The 18,285-nt window shown below is 60.9% G+C and carries 21 protein-coding genes and 1 pseudogene; 18 read left to right on the top strand and 4 right to left on the bottom strand.

Annotated elements, in window-relative coordinates; genetic code table 11:
* Positions 1-15 precede the first annotated feature (15 nt).
* The 16 genes and pseudogenes from ACFOSU_RS02995 to ACFOSU_RS21025 form a co-directional block, all read left to right on the top strand.
* Positions 16-1,161, top strand: coding sequence for a glutathione-independent formaldehyde dehydrogenase (locus tag ACFOSU_RS02995; protein WP_380686306.1), 1,146 nt, complete (start codon positions 16-18; stop codon positions 1,159-1,161).
* Positions 1,162-1,242: 81 nt separating this feature from the next.
* Entirely contained in the window at positions 1,243-1,536 is a 294-nt protein-coding gene (locus tag ACFOSU_RS02990; RefSeq protein WP_380686304.1) for a putative quinol monooxygenase, read from the top strand.
* Positions 1,537-1,567: 31 nt separating this feature from the next.
* Positions 1,568-2,086: a redoxin domain-containing protein gene (locus tag ACFOSU_RS02985; RefSeq protein WP_380686302.1), complete on the top strand. Its 519-nt coding sequence runs from the start codon at positions 1,568-1,570 to the stop codon at positions 2,084-2,086.
* Positions 2,083-2,610 carry a DsbA family protein gene (locus ACFOSU_RS02980; protein WP_380686299.1) on the top strand — a complete coding sequence of 176 codons (528 nt, stop codon included), beginning with the start codon at positions 2,083-2,085 and terminating at the stop codon, positions 2,608-2,610. Before ACFOSU_RS02985 ends, ACFOSU_RS02980 begins: the two co-directional genes overlap by 4 nt.
* Before the next feature lie 44 nt (positions 2,611-2,654).
* Positions 2,655-3,221 (top strand): type 1 glutamine amidotransferase domain-containing protein, encoded by a 567-nt coding sequence (locus ACFOSU_RS02975; RefSeq protein ID WP_380686297.1) that lies wholly within the window; start codon positions 2,655-2,657, stop codon positions 3,219-3,221.
* A gap of 38 nt (positions 3,222-3,259) precedes the next feature.
* On the top strand, positions 3,260-3,670 hold the full coding sequence (locus tag ACFOSU_RS02970; RefSeq protein WP_380686295.1) for a GlcG/HbpS family heme-binding protein: 411 nt from the start codon (positions 3,260-3,262) through the stop codon (positions 3,668-3,670).
* Positions 3,671-3,680: 10 nt separating this feature from the next.
* A complete protein-coding gene (locus tag ACFOSU_RS02965; protein WP_380686293.1) occupies positions 3,681-4,115 on the top strand; it encodes an alpha/beta fold hydrolase in 435 nt (144 codons plus the stop codon).
* A gap of 46 nt (positions 4,116-4,161) precedes the next feature.
* Positions 4,162-5,157 (top strand): zinc-dependent alcohol dehydrogenase family protein, encoded by a 996-nt coding sequence (locus ACFOSU_RS02960; RefSeq protein ID WP_380686291.1) that lies wholly within the window; start codon positions 4,162-4,164, stop codon positions 5,155-5,157.
* A 111-nt stretch (positions 5,158-5,268) separates the two neighbouring features.
* On the top strand, positions 5,269-6,270 hold the full coding sequence (locus ACFOSU_RS02955; protein ID WP_380686289.1) for a formate/nitrite transporter family protein: 1,002 nt from the start codon (positions 5,269-5,271) through the stop codon (positions 6,268-6,270).
* A 190-nt stretch (positions 6,271-6,460) separates the two neighbouring features.
* The gene (locus ACFOSU_RS02950; RefSeq protein WP_380686287.1) at positions 6,461-7,027 is read left to right on the top strand and encodes a type 1 glutamine amidotransferase domain-containing protein; all 567 of its coding nucleotides are present in this window, start codon (positions 6,461-6,463) and stop codon (positions 7,025-7,027) included.
* A 117-nt stretch (positions 7,028-7,144) separates the two neighbouring features.
* Complete coding sequence (locus tag ACFOSU_RS02945) at positions 7,145-7,858, top strand: type 1 glutamine amidotransferase domain-containing protein (protein WP_353251221.1); 714 nt, start codon at positions 7,145-7,147, stop codon at positions 7,856-7,858.
* A gap of 71 nt (positions 7,859-7,929) precedes the next feature.
* On the top strand, positions 7,930-9,099 hold the full coding sequence (locus tag ACFOSU_RS02940; protein ID WP_380686285.1) for an oxidoreductase: 1,170 nt from the start codon (positions 7,930-7,932) through the stop codon (positions 9,097-9,099).
* 219 nt (positions 9,100-9,318) lie between these two features.
* Positions 9,319-9,888 carry a DNA starvation/stationary phase protection protein Dps gene (gene dps / locus ACFOSU_RS02935; protein WP_380686283.1) on the top strand — a complete coding sequence of 190 codons (570 nt, stop codon included), beginning with the start codon at positions 9,319-9,321 and terminating at the stop codon, positions 9,886-9,888.
* Positions 9,889-10,132: 244 nt separating this feature from the next.
* Positions 10,133-10,261 carry a hypothetical protein gene (locus ACFOSU_RS02930; RefSeq protein ID WP_281273033.1) on the top strand — a complete coding sequence of 43 codons (129 nt, stop codon included), beginning with the start codon at positions 10,133-10,135 and terminating at the stop codon, positions 10,259-10,261.
* Between the two features lie 46 nt (positions 10,262-10,307).
* Complete coding sequence (locus tag ACFOSU_RS02925) at positions 10,308-10,505, top strand: hypothetical protein (protein ID WP_348762101.1); 198 nt, start codon at positions 10,308-10,310, stop codon at positions 10,503-10,505.
* A gap of 51 nt (positions 10,506-10,556) precedes the next feature.
* Positions 10,557-10,813, top strand: a pseudogene (locus tag ACFOSU_RS21025) (Tn3 family transposase); the annotation flags it as partial.
* A 422-nt stretch (positions 10,814-11,235) separates the two neighbouring features.
* On the opposite strand, the gene ACFOSU_RS02915 reads toward ACFOSU_RS21025, so the two are convergent.
* From ACFOSU_RS02915 to ACFOSU_RS02900, 4 genes are all read right to left on the bottom strand, one after another.
* A complete protein-coding gene (locus tag ACFOSU_RS02915; protein WP_380686457.1) occupies positions 11,236-11,481 on the bottom strand; it encodes an asparaginase domain-containing protein in 246 nt (81 codons plus the stop codon).
* 331 nt (positions 11,482-11,812) lie between these two features.
* A complete protein-coding gene (locus ACFOSU_RS02910; RefSeq protein ID WP_380686280.1) occupies positions 11,813-12,946 on the bottom strand; it encodes a M20 family metallopeptidase in 1,134 nt (377 codons plus the stop codon).
* 78 nt (positions 12,947-13,024) lie between these two features.
* On the bottom strand, positions 13,025-13,924 hold the full coding sequence (locus ACFOSU_RS02905; RefSeq protein WP_380686278.1) for a polysaccharide deacetylase family protein: 900 nt from the start codon (positions 13,922-13,924) through the stop codon (positions 13,025-13,027).
* 46 nt (positions 13,925-13,970) lie between these two features.
* Positions 13,971-15,293, bottom strand: coding sequence for an MFS transporter (locus ACFOSU_RS02900; RefSeq protein WP_380686276.1), 1,323 nt, complete (start codon positions 15,291-15,293; stop codon positions 13,971-13,973).
* 129 nt (positions 15,294-15,422) lie between these two features.
* Between ACFOSU_RS02900 and ACFOSU_RS02895 the strand changes: the two genes are divergently transcribed.
* Together ACFOSU_RS02895 and ACFOSU_RS02890 are read left to right on the top strand one after the other, a co-directional pair.
* Positions 15,423-16,202 carry an IclR family transcriptional regulator gene (locus ACFOSU_RS02895; protein ID WP_380686274.1) on the top strand — a complete coding sequence of 260 codons (780 nt, stop codon included), beginning with the start codon at positions 15,423-15,425 and terminating at the stop codon, positions 16,200-16,202.
* Between the two features lie 361 nt (positions 16,203-16,563).
* Positions 16,564-18,123: a chloride channel protein gene (locus ACFOSU_RS02890; protein ID WP_380686272.1), complete on the top strand. Its 1,560-nt coding sequence runs from the start codon at positions 16,564-16,566 to the stop codon at positions 18,121-18,123.
* Positions 18,124-18,285: the final 162 nt, after the last annotated feature.

The following is an 18,285-nucleotide window of genomic DNA, read 5'->3' as shown; positions in this document are numbered from 1 at the left end:
AAAGGAGCACACGCCATGAAAGCAGTTGTCTATAAAGGGCCGAACGAAGTTGCCGTCGAGGAGGTCGCCGACGCCAAGATCGAACGCCCCACCGATGTGCTCGTGAAAATCACCACCACCAATATCTGCGGCTCCGACCTGCATATGTATGAAGGCCGCACGGATCTAGCAACCGGCAGCGTGATCGGCCACGAGAACATGGGTGAAGTCGTCGAGGTCGGTGGCGGCGTCGAGCGCATACGTGTCGGCGACCATGTCTCGCTACCGTTCAATATCGGCTGTGGGTTCTGCCGGAACTGCGAGGCGGGCAACACCGCGTTTTGTCTGACCGTACACCCGGACCCGGACATGGCCGGCGCGGCCTACGGCTTCGCGGGCATGGGGCCGTTCGCCGGCGGTCAGGCCGAATATCTGCGCGTACCGTTCGCCGACTTCAACTGCCTGCGTCTGCCCGAGGATGCGAGCGAAAAACAAAACGACTACGCGCTGGTTTCCGATGTCTTCCCCACCGGCTGGCACGCCACCGAAATGGCCGACCTGCAGCCGGGCGAATCGGTGGTGATTTACGGCGGCGGCGCGGTCGGGCTGATGGCCGCCTATTCGGCGATTCTGAAAAGCGCATCGCTGGTCATGCTCGTCGATCGCGAACCCGATCGGCTGAAGCTTGCCAAGCAGATGGGTGCGATCCCCATCGATGACTCCAAAGGCGACAGCGTCAACCAGATACTCGAGCTCACTGACGGCCGGGGTGCAGACAAGGGCTGCGAGTGCGTGGGCTATCAATGCTGCAACCACCACGGCCAGGAACAGCCCAATCTAACCTTGAACAACCTCGTGGCTAGCGTTCGCTTTACCGGCAAGATCGGAACCGTGGGCATTTTCCTGCCGCACGACCCTGGCGCCGACAGCGAAATGCATCGCCAGGGTCAAATTGCGTTCGATATGGGCAAGTTCTGGTTCAAGGGCCAGAAAATGGGCTGCGGGCAGGCCAACGTCAAACGCTATAACCGCCAGCTGCGCGATCTCATCCACCGCGACGTCGCCAAGCCTTCGTTCATCGTCTCGCACGAGATGCCGCTGGCCGACGCGCCGGAGGGCTATCGCCGTTTCGATGCCCACGAGGACGGTTACACCAAGATTCTGCTCAAGCCGGCGGCCTGATCGAGCGTCCGTTAATACACCCAGGCCGGGCCGGTCTTGTAACCGTGCGGCCTGGCAAACCGATGGACTAGGAGAAATAACATGATTAGCAAAGCACTCTGGGTTCCGCTGCAAGCCAAACCCGGCAAGGAAGCCGATGTCGAGGCTTTTCTCGAAAGCGGCCTTGAACTGGTCCAAAACGAACCCGGCACCAAAACCTGGTACGCCGTCAAGCTGGGGCCGGCGTCCTACGGCATCTTCGACACGTTTGACAACGAGTCCGGCCGCGATGCCCACCTGGCCGGCGAGGTCGCCAAGGCGCTGATGAACCAGGCCCCGGACCTGTTTGCCGAGCAGCCGCAAATCAACAAGGTCGACGTGCTGGCGGCGAAATAGCCGGCGCGCCGGTTTTCAGGAGGCCCATGTCATGAGTACGCGTCAGTCAACGCAAACGACGCCGGGCGCCGAGTCGGCGTTATCGCCCGGCGAGCGCGCTCCGGACTTCAACTTGGCGCGCTCGCCCGACGACTCACTGTCGCTGGGCGATTTGCGCGGTCAGCCGGTGGTACTGGTGTTCTACCCGGCCGACTGGAGCCCGGTATGCGGTGGCCAATTGGCGCTGTACAACGAGATCCTGGAAGAATTCCAACGCTTCGACGCGCGCTTGCTCGGCATCTCGGTCGATGGTGTCTGGTGCCACAAGGCGTTCGCCGAGGATAAGAATCTGGATTTCGATCTGCTGTCCGATTTCCAGCCCAAGGGCGAGGTCGCCGAGGCGTACGGCGTCTATCGCGACGGCGACGGCGTGACCGAAAGAGCGCTGTTCGTCCTCGATGGCGACGGGATCATCCGCTGGAGCGCTGTCTCGCCCATCGATGTCGATCCCGGCGCCGACGGCATCCTGGCCGCGCTCGAAGACTTGGATGAACAGGAGGTCACCCGATGAACGCTTCATCCCTCACCCCGATCGACGAAACCGATCATACCCAAGGCCCCGATGACGCCCCGGTCACCCTGATCGAATACGGCGACTTTGAGTGCCCCCTCTGCGGCCAGGCCTACCCGATCGTCGAGCGGTTAAGACGAGACTACGGCGATGACTTGCGCTTCGCCTTTCGCCACCTGCCACTAAACAAGGTGCACCCGCACGCCGCGCAGGCCGCCCAGGCCGCGGAAGCGGCCGGCGCGCAGGATGCGTTCTGGGCGATGCATGCTGCCCTGTTCAAGCACCAGCGCGCCCTCGAATACGAAGACCTGAAAGGCTACGCCGAGGATTTGGCATTGGATACCGAGCGCTTTGCGCGCGAACTTGACGAACGGGTCTATAACAAGCGTGTGCAAGCCGATCTACGGGGCGGCGTGCGCGCCGGCGCCAACGGCACGCCGACGTTTTTCATCAACGGCGTACGCCACGACGGCGACTTCGACTTCGATACGTTGTCGCAGGCCATAACAAAGGCAGGCGCATAAACCCTTGGCGGGGGAAACTTCGATATTCAATCAGGCGCAATACGATGCCCGACGAACTCAACGGCATAAAAATCGCGATACTGGCCACCGACGGCTTTGAACAGGTCGAGCTGACCGAAACGCGCCAGGCCCTCATCGACGCCGGCGCCGAGACCGTGGTGGTCGCGCCCAAGGACGGGTCCGTCAAGGGCTGGAAATTCACTGACTGGGGCGAGTCCGTTGACGTCGACGTGACCCTGGACGACGCCGATGCCGGCGACTATGACAGCCTGCTGCTGCCCGGCGGGGTGATGAATCCGGACAACCTGCGCCGCGACGAATCCGCGCTGGCGTTCGTCCGCGCGTTCTTTGAAGTCGGCAAGCCGGTCGCAGCGATCTGCCATGCGCCCTGGACGCTGATCGACGCGCAGCAGGTGTCCGGCAAGCGCATGACCTCGTTTCACACGCTGCAGACCGACCTGAAAAACGCCGGCTCGAACTGGGTCAACGAAGAAGTGGTCGTCGACCAGGGTCTGGTCACCAGCCGCAGCCCCGACGATATCCCGGCGTTCAACGCCAAGATGGTCGAGGAATTCGCCGAAAGCAAGCATCGCGCGTCGGCCACCGGTTAGCGATTGCCTATCCCGCTTATCCAATCGGAGGAATTGTCATGCACCAAGCCAACGGCGTTTCGCTGGAAGACGCGCAGCGGGTCATCGGCGCCGGCATCGAAAAATCCCAGGAGATCGGCCAGCCGGTAAATATCGCGGTGGTCGACGCCGGCGGCAACCTAGTTGCCCATGCGCGGATGGACGGCGCCTGGATCGGCAGTGTCGATATTGCCATCAACAAGGCGTTTACCAGCCGCGCCTTCGATCTGTCGACCAAGGATCTGGGGGCGAACGCGCAGCCGGGCGAGCAGTTTTTCGGCATCCAGATGTCCAACCACGGCCGCGTCATGACTTTTGCCGGCGGCGTGCCGCTGCAAGGCGTAGATCGCGTGGTGGGCGCGGTCGGCGTAAGCGGCGGCAGCGGGGACCAGGACCAAAGCGTCGCCGAGGTGGCGGCCCAGGCTTTTTAAATACCGAGTTTTGTACCGACATACCCACGAGGCACGCTATGAAGTTTGTATCCAACCCGCCGCCGCGATCCCCCGCACCCCCGAGCCGCGCCCGCCCATCCAAGACGTCTACGGTCAGGATACCGAGGCTGGCGGGGTCAGCGATGGCGTCATGCGCTGGAGCTGGATGATGGCCATGCAGGCATCGCCCAAGGCCACGCTGGATTGCGTGGACGCTTTCGGCCGCACCGATCTCAGGCCCGATATGGATGCCTTCAATGTGCCCACCCTGGTGGTGCACGGCACCGGCGATGCCACCGTGCCCATTGACGCCACCGGCCGCGCCGCCGCCAAGGCGATCGGCAGCAACGCCGAGCTCAAGGAGTACGACGGCGCGCCGCACGGGCTGATCGTCACCCACGCCGAGCAACTCAATAAAGACCTATTGGCTTTTCTCAACGGTTGAACACAGCACCGTGCAAAGCACCAAAGGCCCCAACAAGGAGTCACGTATGACCCGAGCTATTCGTTTCCACGAGACCGGCGGCCCGGACGTTCTGCAATACGAAGACATCGAAATCGGCGCGCCCGGCCGCGGCGAAGTTTGTATCAACGTCGAGGCCATCGGCTTGAACCGCGCCGAGGCGATGTTTCGCCAAGGCGCCTATCTGGAAGACCCGAAGCTGCCCGCCGGCGTCGGCTACGAAGGCGCCGGCACCGTCGAGGCGGTCGGCGACGGCGTCGAAGGCCTGGCCGAAGGCGACGCGGTGTCGGTGATCCCGGCGTTTTCGATGAACCACTACAGCTTCTACGCCGAACAGGCGATTGTGCCGGCACACGCAGTCACATCACGGCCGAAAGGTCTCGACGCCGTCCAGGCATCGGCTGTGTGGATGCCGTTTTTGACCGCCTACGGCGCACTCATCGAATTGGGCCAGCTCACCAAAGGTGACGCCGTCATCATTCCGGCGGCTTCCAGCAGTGTTGGTTTGGCCGCCATTCAGATCGCCAATAGCGTCGGCGCGGTGTCGATCGCGGCAACCCGCACTTCGGGCAAAGCCGACGACCTGAAAAAAGCCGGCGCCGCCCATGTCGTGGCGACCGAGGAACAGGACATTGTCGCCGAAGTTATGCGTATCACCGGTAACAAAGGCGCGCGCATGGTCTTCGATCCGGTGGCCGGCCCGCAGGTCGAAACGCTGGTCGACGCCATGGGCGCCGGCGGCATCGTATTCATCTATGGCGCGTTGGCCGGCAAGCCGACGCCGTTTCCGATGATCGCGGGTATGAACAAGGCGCTAACCATGCGCGGCTATACCCTTTTCGAGGTCATCGGCGACGCCGGCCGCTTCGAGCGCGGCAAGAAGTTTGTCACCGACGGCCTGGAAAAAGGCGATTTCAAGGCCACGGTGTCCAAGACTTTCGACTTCGAGGACATGGTCGAAGCCCACAAGTATATGGAATCCAACCAGCAATTCGGCAAGATCGTTGTCACGGTCGGCGGCTAAATTCACCAATCCCCCGCGGCTCGCCGCGGGCACCTCGGCGATGGGGTTTCCAAATCGGCCGGCACGCGTGCCGGTCGCCGGATTGTAAGCCTGGATAATTATCGTAAGCTCATGACCGACACGCGACACTCTGACCGCCCGTCGAAGGTACGATCCGAAAAACAGCCGATCGAAGTGCGCGAGCGCGACAGCGCGGCATCAGGCGCACCTATCGCTGGGTGGGCGACAGGTGACCGGTTCTCTTGGGAGGAAATCCATCAACGCTTGTTGGCGAGCGCCGATGAGGAAATCGCGCATAGAATCCGAATATTGTTCTTCAGCGGCTTGACCGCGGGGTTCGCGATAACCTTGACATTTCTCGGCCTTACCACGGGATTGGCGGCCTTCCCGGACAACCCGTTCTTGGGCTCGCTGCTTTATCCGATCGGCTTTCTCTATATCGTTCTAGGGAGGTACGAGCTCTATACAGAAAACACGCTGCCGCCCGTCAAGCTGGTGCTTACGAGGTTGGCGAGCCTGCCGCTGTTGCTTAGGCTGTGGGCGGTTGTGCTGGTAGCCAACATGCTCGGCGCCATAGGCGGCGCCTTCATCTTGGCCGAGGCGGAGGTCGTTTCTGAGGCCGGAGGCGACGCGGCGGCGACCTTGCTGGAGCACAGCATGGCGACGAGCTGGTGGTCGGTGTTCTTCAAGGCCTTTTTCGCTGGCTGGCTTGTCGCCGGCCTCGTCTGGCTCAGCTTCGCGGCACGGGACACGATCTCGCGCGTGCTGATCATCTACTTCGTCTTCTTCACCATTACCGCAACGGGTCTCTACCACATCATCTCTTCGACCTGCGAGGTGTTCTTCCTCTACTTCCGCAGCGGGATCGATCTCGGCGCCGCTGCCTGGGGATTTCTGCTCCCCGTGGGTCTGGGCAACACAATAGGCGGCGTTGTCGCCTTCTCGCTGGTTGGCTATGTGCAATCCGAACAGCATCGCTACCCAGAGGTCCGCGTGCTGAGCTTGAGGGATATGTTGTTCAGCTGGAAAGGCGGGCGGCCTTTCGGAACACCACGCCCGCGGGCACCGCACACCGAGCAATCCACCGGTGAGGTAGACAGAGACACCTCCTAGGTGCGTCGACCCGCGGCGGCCGCAGGTGAGGGCGCCGCCCCATTGATCACGCGGCTCTCAGCTGGGTGCTTGTAAGCGGGAGGTGTCTTGAAAGCGAAGATAAAAGGGGCGAGGTAAAAGGGGTCAGACCCGAATGGCACTCATACCCCCTTAACGGGGGAAAACATTGATATCCAGTTAGGAGCATACGATGTCCAACGAACTCAACGGCAGAAAAATCGCGATACTGGCCACCGACGGCTTTGAACAGGTCGAGCTGACCGAACCGCGCCAGGCCCTCATCGACGCCGGCGCCGAGACCGTGGTGGTCGCGCCCAAGGACGGGTCCATCAAGGGCTGGAAATTCACCGATTGGGGCGACAGCGTTGACGTCGACGTGACGCTGGACAGCGCCGATGCGGGCGATTATGACGCCCTATTGCTGCCCGGCGGCGTGATGAATCCGGACAGCCTGCGCCGCGACGAATCCGCGCTGGCGTTCGTCCGCGCGTTCTTTGAAGCCGGCAAGCCGGTCGCCGCGATCTGCCATGCGCCCTGGACGCTGATCGACGCCCAGCAGGTCGCCGGCAAGCGCATGACCTCATTTCACACGCTGCAGACCGATCTGAAAAACGCCGGCGCGAACTGGGTGGACGAAGAAGTGGTCGTCGACCAGGGTCTGGTCACCAGCCGCAGCCCCGACGATATCCCGGCGTTCAACGCCAAGATGGTCGAGGAATTCGCCGAAGGCAAGCATCGCCCGTCGACCACCGGTTAGTGATCGCCAATCCGGCTTGCCGGCCCTCCAATCGAAAATCTCTGTTTACCTGATTGATGATGGGCCGGCGCGCGCGAGCTGCCGGAGTGTAACCCCCGACTCACCCGAGAGGATATTATGAAAATACTCATGGTTTTGACCTCGCACGACCAACTCGGCGATACCGGCAAGCCCACCGGCTTCTGGCTGGAGGAATTCGCCGCACCCTACTATGTCTTCATCGACGCCGGAGCCGAAGTGGCGCTGGCTTCACCGGCCGGCGGCCAGCCGCCGGTCGACCCGGCCAGCGACAGCGAAGACGCCCAGACCGAGGCCACCCGGCGCTTCAAGCAAGACGGCGACGCGCAAGCCGCGCTGGCGGACACCGCCAAGCTGGCTGATGTGGCCGAAGACGATTTCGACGGCGTGTTCTATCCCGGCGGCCACGGCCCGCTCTGGGATCTGGCCGAGGACAGCGATTCCATAGCCCTGATCGAAACCACCCACGCCGCCGGCCTGCCGCTAGCCCTGGTTTGCCACGCTCCTGGCGTGCTGCGTAAAACCAAAGACGCCGACGGCGCGCCACTGGTCAAAGGCAAATCCGTGACCGGGTTCACCAACAGCGAGGAACAAGGCGCGGGCCTGACCGACGTGGTGCCGTTTTTGGTCGAGGATTCGCTCAAGGACAACGGCGGTCGTTATTCCAAGGGCGAAGACTGGGCGTCGCACGTCGTCACCGAAAACAACCTGATTACCGGCCAGAATCCGGCGTCCTCGGCGGACGCGGCGCAGGCGCTGCTCGAGCAGATCCGTCAGCGCGTCGGTTCTCGCGATACCGCGCCTGCACGATGATCTCCAACGAGCCGCCGCGCCAGTAGGCACGAAAAAGCAGTTCGTCGAGCAATTCCTCAAGAGAAATCAACATGACACAAACCCAGCCCCTACCCGGAAGCGAACACTACCCCACCCTGTTTTCGCCGATTCGCATCGATTCACTGGCACTGGACAATCGCGCCACGGTGGCCCCGATGACCCGCACCAGCGCCCATCCCGACGGCCGACCGACCGAGCAGATGGTCGAGTATTACCGCCGCTATGCCCGCGGCGGTTTCGGCCTGGTGATTACCGAAGGCACGTTCACCGATACGGCCTACAGCCGCGGCTATTATCGCCAGCCGGGGATTGCCACGGAGGCGCACGCCGCGGCCTGGCAGCCGGTGGTCGACGCGGTCCACGACGCCGGCGCACGGTTCGTCATGCAGCTCATGCACGCCGGCGCGCAGTCGCAGTACAACGACTATGCCGACGTGAACGTCGGGCCGTCGGCGGTTGCACCCTATGGCGAAACCAATCCGATCTACCACGGCAACGGCGAGCCGTATCCGGTGCCCGAAGCGCTGACCGAAACCGGCATCATCGAGGTGATCGACGGTTTCGTGGCCGCGGCCCAGCGCGCGATGCAAACCGGCTTCGACGGCGTGGAAATTCACGGCGCCAACGGTTATCTGCTCGATGAGTTCATCACCGCTTATCACAACCAACGCGACGACGAGTACGGCGGCGATATCGGCAACCGCGTGCGCATGGTCCGGCGCGTGGTGCAAAGCGTGCGCGACGCGGTGGGCCGCGACTTCGCAGTCGGCGTGCGTCTATCGCAGACCAAGATCGCCGACATGAATTATCGCTGGGACGGTCCGGACGACGCCGCCGTGATTTTTCGTGCCATGGCCGAGGCCGGCGCGAGTTATATCCACGTCACCGGCGCCGGCGCGGTCGATCCGGCTTTTTCCGACGACGGCCCGAGCTTGGCCGAACTGGCCGCCGAACACGGCGGCGGCATCGCGGTGATCGCCAACGGCAAACTACACGACGGCGGTAAGGCCGAAGACCAACTCGTGTCCGGCGGCGCCAGCCTGGTCGCGGTCGGGCGCGGGGCATTGGTCAACGCCGACTGGCCCCGGCGCATGACCGAGGGCCGCAAGCAGAACGATTTCGATCCGGACATGCTGTCGCCGCTGGCCACGCTCGACAATCAGGCTGATTGGGAAGCCAATCAGGCGGATATCTTCGAGCCTTTGCACGAATCAGATTGAGCTCAAGACGGCGGCGCCCGTGGCTAAGCCCAAGCGTTTCGATGTCGTCGTCATCGTTCTATACCGGTGTGGGCTGTGTCAGCGACAAGCTGGCCGAAACCGAGTGTGCTTCGCCCGACGCGGTGACATGGCCAGCAATCGCCGGGAAGATCACAAGATCAGCATGCTTGCGCTCTACCTGAACCAGAACTTCATGGTCTATATCAAAAGGAGTACGTTATGACGACCAAAACAGCGGCATCGACACGCACGGGTGGTGCCACACCCTCCGAGCGCACCCCCGCGAACACCAAGCTCTATCGCACCAAGAATGACCTGCCGCCGGCGACCCGGGCTCAGGTCGCGGACTTGCTCAATCAACGGCTCGCCGACTGTATTGACCTCCAGACCCAATGCAAACAAGCCCACTGGAACCTGAAGGGCGCGAACTTTATCGCGCTCCACAAGCTTTTTGACGAGATCAACGACTCGGTCGAAGACTACGTCGACCTTATTGCCGAGCGCATCGCGCAGTTGGGCGGCATCGCCGAAGGCACGGCCCGCGTCGTGGCCGAGCGCTCCGCTCTGGACGTCTACCCATTGGTCCTGGAAACGAGCGATGAGCATGTCGATGCATTGTCCACGGCGATTGCCGCATTCGCCCGCACTGCGCGGCTCGGCATCGACGAAATGGACGAACTCGAGGATGCCGTCAGTTCGGATATTTTGACCGAAATAACACGCGGCGTGGACCAGTGGCTCTGGTTCGTAGAGGCGCACCAGCAGGGCGAGCGAGTCGATATAAGCTGATTCGGCGACCAAGCTAATGATTTCCTGTTGTTGCTGGCGAGTGAGCTCGGGTCGTCGCCCGCCCACGCGGCCGGCGAGTCGAGCGTCCTTCAGGCGTAGCTGCACACGGTGCCGGTGTGTTGCGGTAATCGCCAACGGCGAGCTGGACGATCCCGACAAGGCCGAAGCCCAGCTCGCTTCCGGCGGCGCGAGCCTGGCCACCGTCGCGCGCGGGGCGCTACCAAATGCCAACTGGCGACAGCGCGTGGCCGAAGACACCGCCCAGAAGGCATTCGATACCGACATGATCCAGCCGCTCGCCACACTCGACAATCAGGCGGATTGGGAAACCAACCAGGCGAATATCTTCGAGCCTTTGCACAAATCACTTTAGCTCAGAGCCTGTTCATGATTCGCACGACGCCATCGGCGGCACCTGCGTGAATTTCAGCTGCATCCTCATCAAAACCCTAATCCAGTCGGCACGCGCTGTGGATGCGATCAAAAACACTTCGCAGTTCGGCATCAACGTCGATACGTCCACTATTGACGTGGATTTCGCCCGCATCATGCGCGACATGCGCGCCGCCCGGGGAGCAACGCGCAAGGGACTCGGCAGTGGGTGGAAGACGCGATGACGTCGTTTTATACCCGTGTGCGCTTTGTCGGCAACAAGCTGGCCGAAACGAGTGTTCTTCGCACGTCGCGGCGACATGGCCAGCAATCGCCGCGAAGATCACGAGGTCAGCATGCTTGCGCTCCATCTGATCCAGAACTGCATGGTCTGCGTCAATACCCTGATGATCCAAAAGTGTTGGCTCAACCGCACTGGCAGGGACGATTCACGCCGCGAGACTACGAGGCACTGACGCCTTTGATATGGGAGCACGTTAATTCGTATGGGCGGTTCGAGCTTGATATGAACGTTCGACTGGCTTTGCTTTGACTCAGATGGCGGCCGGTGACACGACTGTTGGGTCTACCCCATCTAGCCGCGCTTTTATTCGCGATATCGGACGGTGGATTTCTTGAGGAGGATATAGCAGAGGCTATAAATCCATGGTGGAGTCGGGCTCACGCCGCTCAAATCGGCAAGTCGCTGGCCGAACTCTTAACCAGCCTTCGTGACCCCAATCGTCACCAAGGGCGAGCGGAAGCGTCGTTGTCGATAGATGAAATGATCGTAAAAGGAGAACAAATACTTTCGTGACTACACGCGAAGGCGCATAAGTATTGTGCGAATTAGGGGCTAATCGTCTCTGAATGCTGCATAGCAAAAGAACTTTCTTGGAGTATTAATTTGATTCGCCAGCAATGTCTGCTTCTGGCCGGATGCGGTCGTACAGACTGTCGGACCAATCGAGAAAATCAGCGCGCACGACCTGGAGACCACGCGCCTGTAATACTTGGCAGTTGAGCGCGCTGATCCCTACGCATTGGGTCTGTGACGCCGGCATAAGACCGGCCAGCCCGCCCTGTGACAACATGTAGCGCAGGGATCGCAGCGATCAGATCCTGCCCTGAGGACAGAACCCGCGTACGCCCGGTTTCAGGGTCGTAGCGAGAGGCAATCGTGCCGCCGGTGCTGAGGACGACGACCTGCTTATCAGTCATGGCGATGTCGCTTTTAGCCATTGGCGGATACTCAACCGAGGTGGAAACCAGACTATAGATGGGCGGTCCGTGGCGCATCGTCTACTCGTCGCCGTAGTCTTCCTCAGTGATTTCCCGCGCCCCTCCGGCGTCAATCTCGGAGCGCGAGAATCTGAACTTGCAAACCACCCCTATTCGCCATGAGGGCGGTACGTATATCACTGCCCTTTCGCGTCAAAGCGAACAATTAAATCGCGTCTAGTACGAATCCCTTACACGACCGGACGGCGAGCAGGTTGCACGGCCTGGAGTTCATTTCGCGCCTACCTTAAAGTCAGGATAAGTGCGACATTCATAATTCGCTAAGAAGATGCGCAACCAGCGCTGAGCGCACGGACACATGCCGGATATCTATATGTTCGTGGACGGCGTGGGCACCGGCGCCTACCGCACCCAAACCATCCAATACCGGGATGCCCAGCGCCGCGCAGGTGCAACCGTCGCTCGCGCCGCCAACTGACGCCTCATCGAGCGTCAGATCGAGTTCATGGCTCGCAATATTGGACGCGACGTCAAACAAATGGGCGATACTGGCATTGCGCTTCATGGGCGGCCAGACTATGCCTCCTTCTGCTGTGACTTCGGCTTCGGCGTGGTGTGGCCCCAACGCCTTGATCAGCGCATCCATGCGTTGTGCTTCATCCATCGTGGCAATCCGAAGATCGATTTCGGCTTCCGCAAACTCTGCGATCACATTGAACCGCGAGCCGCCGCGTACGACGCCGACATTCACTGTAGTACCGAGGCTCAGATCGGTGGACTCGTGAAGCGCGAGAGTGAGACGCGCCAACTCGTCGATCGCGCTCACACCACCTTTCGGATCCAATCCAGCATGTGCTGCCCGCCCCCGAACCCTGATCGTGTATCGTCCGACACCCTTACGCTCGGTCTTGAGCGCGCCGTCAAAACTGGGTTCCAGCACCAAGGCTGCGTGGGCATCGCGTGCATGACGCTCGATGAGAGGACGTGACTCCGGGCTCCCAATCTCCTCATCCGAATTGAAAACAAAAACGATCGGCCGGTGCGGTGTATCGGTCGCACGCAGCGCGCGAATTGCCCATAGCCCCTGAACCAGACCGGCCTTCATATCGAAAATTCCCGGTCCACGGGCAATCGAGTCGTCGATCGAGAACGGCATCGTATTCAGCGTTCCGACCGGCCAGACAGTGTCGTAGTGGCCGACCAACATCACGGGTGATGTAGCGTCAGTCTCGCCACAGCGCAGTATGACGTTATTTCCACTGTTTTCCGCGGGCACGACCTCACTCTTGCCGCCACTGATCTCGGCAGCATACTTAGCAAGGAAAGTCGCGAATGCGTCGAGTCGCGCCTTATCGGTCGATGGCGTTTCGCGAGTCACGAATTGCTCGATACCGCCGACAATATCCGTCTCGTGGGCATCCAAATATTTCTTCAGTTGGCTCATTGCTCAGTGCTTGCTCCGGTCTCGGATCTGTCCACGGTATCGGCGACGCGTCGTGATCGCGTGGTGTAACAGTCATTCTCAAACAGCGTGGTCACGGCACCACTCCACTACCTGCTGATGCGTCGCGAACCAGACTTGGCCTCGTCTGTTCATGTGGTCTATCAGCTGTTCGAGAATCCAGATTCGAGAGCGATAGCTGATGATGTGTGGGTGCATGGTCAACTGGAAGACACCGCCGTCTTCCCAAGCACCGTCAAACTCTCGCCGGAAAATGTCGAAGACATCGGTTGGTGCCGTATAGGGGCGCAGCGACGAGAACCGGTTCATCATGAAGTAGACCGCATCGTCGCGAACCCACTCCACCGGCAACTCCAGCACGCTGGAGGCCTGCCCGGCGCGCAACAATCGATGGCAGTGCTCATCCGCCATGAGCGACGAATCATAGAGCAGGCCCATTTCCTCGGCGATGCGTAGGGTGTAGGGGCTGTAATCCCAAGACGGCGTGCGCATGCCCACCGGTCTCACGCCGGTAATCTCTTTAAGCACTTGCGATGATGCAGTGAGCAGCCGCTTTTCGTCGGCGTATTCAAGCACTGAGTTTAGTTCGTGAATCCACCCGTGCAAGCCTATTTCGTGGCCACAACGCACGATCTCGCGCTGCTCTTCGGGATGCAACTTTGCCACCACCGCCGGAACGAAGAACGTGGCCGGAATGTCGTGCTCTGCCAAAAGCGTCAGAATTCGGGGAATACCCACCCGCTGGGCCGACTGCCCCCAGCTCATACGCCCGATGGACTTGCCACCATCTCGCAGCTCGGTGGTTTCGTGATCGCTATCAAATGACAGCGCCACTGCGCAGCGTGCGCCATCGGGCCAGTGCGTTGGCACAAGTCTCTCGCCCGCGCGCACCTGCGCTACCTTTTCGCGCCAAACCGATTCTTCCCATTGCCATGGCGCTTCTTCACTATTCTGACTCATCGATTGATCTCCTCGCCCGATCATTCAACACATTCGGCGGCCGCATTTATCGAAGTTCGCTACGGGCCGTTTCTTTCATTTGCAGTACCACCGTGCCGGAGAGCAGCGCAGCAGCCATCAGATACCACGTCGGCGACGTCACCATCCCGGTTCCGTCGATCAGCACAGTCGCAATCAGCGGAGCGAAGCCACCAAACACCGCTACTGCCAAGCTATAGCCGGTCGACATCCACAGCGAGCGAGAACGGGTGGGAAACATTTCTGCAATGGCCGCCGGCCCCGGACCAGAGAACATTGCAATCATGAGAGCGAACAGACACTGCACGGCGATCACAATGACCATCGCTTGCGATGCCACGACCAACGTAAACAGCGGCCAGGCCAGCACAAAAAACGCGGCGCAGCTGCCGAGCAGCAGCGGCCGGCGACCCCAGCGGTCCGACAGCGCCCCCATTAACGGAGCAGCAACTACCAGCACGCACAGTCCAATCGTGTTGGACCACAACGACTGAGTGGACGAAAGCCCTGCGTGCTGCTGCAAAAAAGTCGGCATATAAGCCAACATCACGTAGTAGGCCACCGTCCAAAGGGTCGTGAATCCAAAGGCACGCGCAGCGCGCCCTATCGAGAGGGCTGTAGGCTCCACGGCGGTAGCCTCGAAGTGAGTATCGCCTGCCGCCATGGCGGCCTCGTAGGCCGGCGACTCGTCGACATCGCGGCGAATATAGAGCCCGACAGGCCCGAGAACGGCACCCATTAGGAATGGAATGCGCCATCCCCAATCGCTCATCGCCGCTTCGCCCAAGAGGCCGCCAAGTACGGCGACAACTGCCGAACCCAGCAGCAGTCCCAGCGCGACGCTGCTTTGCTGGAAGCTGCCGAAGAAGCCGCGACGATGAGCCGGGGCCCACTCCACCATGAACGCGGTCGAGCCACCCCATTCGCCGCCCGTAGAAAACCCTTGCACAAGGCGTGCGACCAGCAACAGCAGCGGCGCCCATAATCCGATACTAGCTGCTGAAGGGATCAAACCGATGACGGTGGTGCTGATCGCCATGGCAAACAAAGTCAGCAGGAGCGCGTACTTGCGTCCACGCCGATCAGCAATCCAACCGATCACGATGCCCCCGAGAGGCCGGACTATAAACCCCACGCCAAATACCGCGAAGGTCGCTATCAGCGCTGCTGCTTCGCTATCGGAAGGGAAAAAGTGGTGTCCGATGGTGGTGGCGAGGAAGCCGTATACGGCAAAGTCATACCACTCCAATACGTTGCCAAAGGCCGCCGCAACCACTGCTTTGCGGCCCCTCTGGCCTCTGCGCTGCTCCCGCGCGTCCGCGCGTTCCATTTGCTCAGACGTACCAGCCATCACGGCCCTCCCAATCGTTTGCGTTTTCCCGGCAGGCGCCGGGTGCCCGTGCATAATCAGACAAATCCACTCGCAATTACAATATTGCAATGACATACTGAATATTGCATTGCAATCATCTAGGCAGACATGGCACGCAGTCGGCTATTCGTAGGCTCGCTGGAAAAAGCCACAAGAGTGCTCTATGCGTTTACCGAACACTCGGCGTCGCTAAGTCATCAGGAACTCGTAACGGCCACCGGATTGGATCGCAGCAGCGTGCAGCGATTTACTCACTCGCTAACCGAATTGGGCATGCTGGGTCAGCACCCAGATACACGGCGTTTTTATCTGGGCAAGCGCATCCTGGAGCTGGCTTGGGCCTATCTGCACAGCCACCCGCTGATCGATCGCGCTATGCCGACTATTTTGGCGCTACGAGAGAAATGTCAAGAGCGGGTCAACCTCAGCCTGTTCGACGACACGACGTTGATCTACGTGGTTCGTCAGCTAAGCCGTCAAGACTACCCGGAAGCTTCGCTCGTAGGTCGGCGAATGCCGCTATTCTGCACCGCAGGCGGCCGCGCCATGCTTGCGCAGTTGGAAGACACCCGAGTCGACGAGATTCTGCGTCGCTCCGATCGACGTGCCCTCACGCCTCACACGTTGACTACGCTCGCCGCGGTACGTCGTGAAGTTAAGCGGGCTCGACGAAACGGCTACGCGCTAGCCGTGGAGGAGTGCGTACCCGGTGAACTTACACTAGGCAAAGCAATCGTCGATCGTCACGGTGAGCCAATGGCTGCTATCCATATCGCTGCCACACGCGATAGCTGGTCGCCGGAGGATTTTCGTGCCCAGCTGGCACCTTTATTGATCGAAGCCGCGGATAGCCTCAACCGTTCACCAATGATCCAGCAACGGCCATGAGGGGCACTATCATATAAGGCCGGAGCTTCACCCTAAGGCGTGTTTCCGTTCCCGGCCTTGGCGAATCGCCTGCTGAATACACGGACCTGAAATTCCCGCCCGATTGCGGCAAAATTCTGCACCCGATCACGGTACGGCGCTTTGAATGGCCCTGAATCAACCAACCTATCTAAGTCATGACGAGCGGTTTCGCGCCGTATATATGTCGGCGCTCGCAGCCATCACCGGGCTGATCTCCGGACTTGTCGCCTACGCGCTGTTCAATCTCATCGCACTTGCGCTGAACGTCACCTATTTCCAGGCGGTATCGCTCGAATTACCCAATCTTGCGCAACACACCCTGGGCGCCTGGATTGTCATCGTGCCGGCAATCGGCGGCCTGCTGGTCGGTCTGATGGCGCGCTATGGCTCACCGAAGATCAAAGGCCACGGCATTCCCGAAGCGATGGAGGCGGTGCTGACCAGCGACAGCCGTATTTCTGCTCGCGTGGCGATCTGGAAACCTATTTCGACCGTCGTCGCTATCGGCAGCGGCGGGCCATTCGGCGCCGAAGGGCCGATCATCCAGACCGGCGGCGCTCTGGGCTCTTTGCTCGGGCAAAAGGTGTCGATGACGGCATCGGAACGCAAGGTGCTGCTGGCCTGCGGCGCCGCAGGGGGTATGGCGGCGATTTTTGGTACGCCGCTGGCCGGCGTGATCCTGGCTATCGAGTTGTTGCTGTTCGAGTTCAGAGCCCGATCTTTCATACCGCTGGTCATTGCCACAGCGGTGGCCACTACCCTGCGCCACGCCTTGATCGGTGACGGGCCGCTTTTCGCGATGGACGCCGTCAGCTTCGGTTTACCCTGGAATGCACCGGCTTATATCGTCTTTGCGGTATTGATCGGGTTCGTCGCGGTGGGTTTCAGCAAACTGCTGTTTCTGGTCGAGGACGGCTTTGACGCGCTGCCGATCGGCGAGGTATGGCGGCCCGCCCTCGGCGGCCTTGGTTTGGGACTGATCGGCCTGATCGCACCGCAGGTGCTGGGGGTTGGTTACGATCTCATCACCGGCATTCTCAATAACCATTTTGCGGTGACAGCGCTGCTGTCGATTGCGGTGTTCAAGACCGCGGCACTGCTGGTATCGCTCGGCTCGGGCACTTCGGGCGGCCTGCTGGCGCCCATGTTCATGACCGGCGCCGCGCTCGGTGCATTGTTCGCGGTGTGCATGAATGCGCTGTTGCCGGGGGCACCGCTTGAACCCGCGGCCTTCGCACTGGTGGGCATGGCAGCATTGTTCGCCGCTGCCTCCCGTGCAACGTTCGCGCTGATTGTTTTCGCCTTCGAGATCACCCGCAACTACGACGCCATCCTGCCCCTGATGCTGGTCTGCGTGATCGCCACCGGCGTCGGCATTCTGTTCATGCGCACAACGATCATGACTGAGAAGCTGGCGCGACGCGGCCTGCGCGTGCATCAGGATTTCGAGGTTGATCCGCTGGAGCGCGCCGATATCGGTTCGGTCATGGAAACTCAACCACTACGGATTCGCGAGGACGCGCGGCTCGATTCGATCGCCCCGCTCCTCGGCATGAGCAAACAGGCCTCAGCGCACTGCGACGCATTGGTGGTCGTCGATGCCGACGAAGCGCTTGTCGGCATCCTCACGCGCAGCGATGTCCTTCGAGCCCAAACGGAGCATATAGACAATTCATTGACGGCCGGGGTGTTGTGTACGCGCAATCCGGTCGTTGCCTTTCCCGATGAGACGGTGCGCGAGGCGGTCCACCGCTTGCTTTATCACGATATCGGACGCCTGCCCGTAGTGGCGCGGCACGACAAGACTCGCCTGGTGGGCTATATAGATCGTGCGGCTGTCATCGCGGCTCATCGACGTGGCATGCGTGAAGACGGCATTCAGTTGTCCGCGAACCCATAAGAAACCGGAGCAATCCGGCGTCGTGAAGCCGATTCGTTCGAGGTTGTTTGTGGGCGGTCGCCGGGTTCGCAGTCAGGAACAGACGATTGGGGCGGCGGATAAGATTCAAACTCGCGACCTTCGACCATACCCCGCTATCGAGTAGCGCCCCATCTAGAGTCA

Source organism: Salinisphaera aquimarina (assembly GCF_042643355.1).
Taxonomy (GTDB): domain Bacteria; phylum Pseudomonadota; class Gammaproteobacteria; order Nevskiales; family Salinisphaeraceae; genus Salinisphaera; species Salinisphaera aquimarina.
This window is presented reverse-complemented; position numbering and strand designations above follow the sequence as displayed.

What these genes read in the sequence shown, in the direction of transcription:
- ACFOSU_RS02960 (WP_380686291.1), top strand. Translation starts at nt 4,162, where the DNA reads ATGACCCGAGCTATTCGTTTCCACGAGACCGGCGGCCCGGACGTTCTG.
- dps (WP_380686283.1), top strand. Translation starts at nt 9,319, where the DNA reads ATGACGACCAAAACAGCGGCATCGACACGCACGGGTGGTGCCACACCC.
- ACFOSU_RS02950 (WP_380686287.1), top strand. Translation starts at nt 6,461, where the DNA reads ATGTCCAACGAACTCAACGGCAGAAAAATCGCGATACTGGCCACCGAC.
- ACFOSU_RS02895 (WP_380686274.1), top strand. Translation starts at nt 15,423, where the DNA reads ATGGCACGCAGTCGGCTATTCGTAGGCTCGCTGGAAAAAGCCACAAGA.
- ACFOSU_RS02975 (WP_380686297.1), top strand. Translation starts at nt 2,655, where the DNA reads ATGCCCGACGAACTCAACGGCATAAAAATCGCGATACTGGCCACCGAC.
- ACFOSU_RS02915 (WP_380686457.1), bottom strand. Translation starts at nt 11,481, where the DNA reads ATGACTGATAAGCAGGTCGTCGTCCTCAGCACCGGCGGCACGATTGCC.
- ACFOSU_RS02900 (WP_380686276.1), bottom strand. Translation starts at nt 15,293, where the DNA reads ATGGCTGGTACGTCTGAGCAAATGGAACGCGCGGACGCGCGGGAGCAG.
- ACFOSU_RS02990 (WP_380686304.1), top strand. Translation starts at nt 1,243, where the DNA reads ATGATTAGCAAAGCACTCTGGGTTCCGCTGCAAGCCAAACCCGGCAAG.
- ACFOSU_RS02970 (WP_380686295.1), top strand. Translation starts at nt 3,260, where the DNA reads ATGCACCAAGCCAACGGCGTTTCGCTGGAAGACGCGCAGCGGGTCATC.
- ACFOSU_RS02905 (WP_380686278.1), bottom strand. Translation starts at nt 13,924, where the DNA reads ATGAGTCAGAATAGTGAAGAAGCGCCATGGCAATGGGAAGAATCGGTT.
- ACFOSU_RS02955 (WP_380686289.1), top strand. Translation starts at nt 5,269, where the DNA reads ATGACCGACACGCGACACTCTGACCGCCCGTCGAAGGTACGATCCGAA.
- ACFOSU_RS02945 (WP_353251221.1), top strand. Translation starts at nt 7,145, where the DNA reads ATGAAAATACTCATGGTTTTGACCTCGCACGACCAACTCGGCGATACC.
- ACFOSU_RS02940 (WP_380686285.1), top strand. Translation starts at nt 7,930, where the DNA reads ATGACACAAACCCAGCCCCTACCCGGAAGCGAACACTACCCCACCCTG.
- ACFOSU_RS02995 (WP_380686306.1), top strand. Translation starts at nt 16, where the DNA reads ATGAAAGCAGTTGTCTATAAAGGGCCGAACGAAGTTGCCGTCGAGGAG.
- ACFOSU_RS02910 (WP_380686280.1), bottom strand. Translation starts at nt 12,946, where the DNA reads ATGAGCCAACTGAAGAAATATTTGGATGCCCACGAGACGGATATTGTC.
- ACFOSU_RS02985 (WP_380686302.1), top strand. Translation starts at nt 1,568, where the DNA reads ATGAGTACGCGTCAGTCAACGCAAACGACGCCGGGCGCCGAGTCGGCG.
- ACFOSU_RS02980 (WP_380686299.1), top strand. Translation starts at nt 2,083, where the DNA reads ATGAACGCTTCATCCCTCACCCCGATCGACGAAACCGATCATACCCAA.